Consider the following 510-nt stretch of genomic DNA (forward strand, 5'->3'; position numbering starts at 1 on the left):
CACGAAAAAAGATTTGTTCAAGTTTGATAATATTTTAATTCAGGACGGTAGCTCTATTATGCTTCATCGTTCTTTAAAAGATATTTTTCCTGGGCGATTTTCAAATACGTGTCCAGCAGCTATTGAATTGCATGCTACTTTAAATTTAACGCAAGGTTGCTTTGAAAAAGCAGCTATAACACCAGACAGTTACTCTGAACGTGAAGAACTTCCCACACTTAAAGAGCTGAAAGGACAGTTGTTACTTGCTGATAGAGGATATTATTCAGGTAGTTATATTCATGAATTAGATAAAGCAGGAGGATTTTACGTATTAAGAGCAAAGGGATTAAAAACAGTCAGAGTACATAATGCTTTTAAGCAAAATGGACAAGAACTAACAGGAAGTGATTGCCCCAAGCTATGTGAATTGCTCCCCGAATTACCTAAAAATAATCTGATTGATATGAATGTTAGCATAAAAAACAAGCTAACAAGAGTTGTTGGGTATTGGTCAAAAAAAGAAAAAAA

General features: G+C 34.1%; 1 protein-coding gene. It reads left to right on the forward strand.

Annotated elements, in window-relative coordinates; translation table 11 throughout:
- The coding region (locus tag I6F53_RS20490; RefSeq protein ID WP_197240990.1) for a transposase at positions 1-510 on the forward strand (510 nt) is incomplete at both ends.

The sequence above is a fragment of the Pseudoalteromonas sp. SWN29 genome, from assembly GCF_015864465.1.
GTDB lineage: Bacteria > Pseudomonadota > Gammaproteobacteria > Enterobacterales > Alteromonadaceae > Pseudoalteromonas.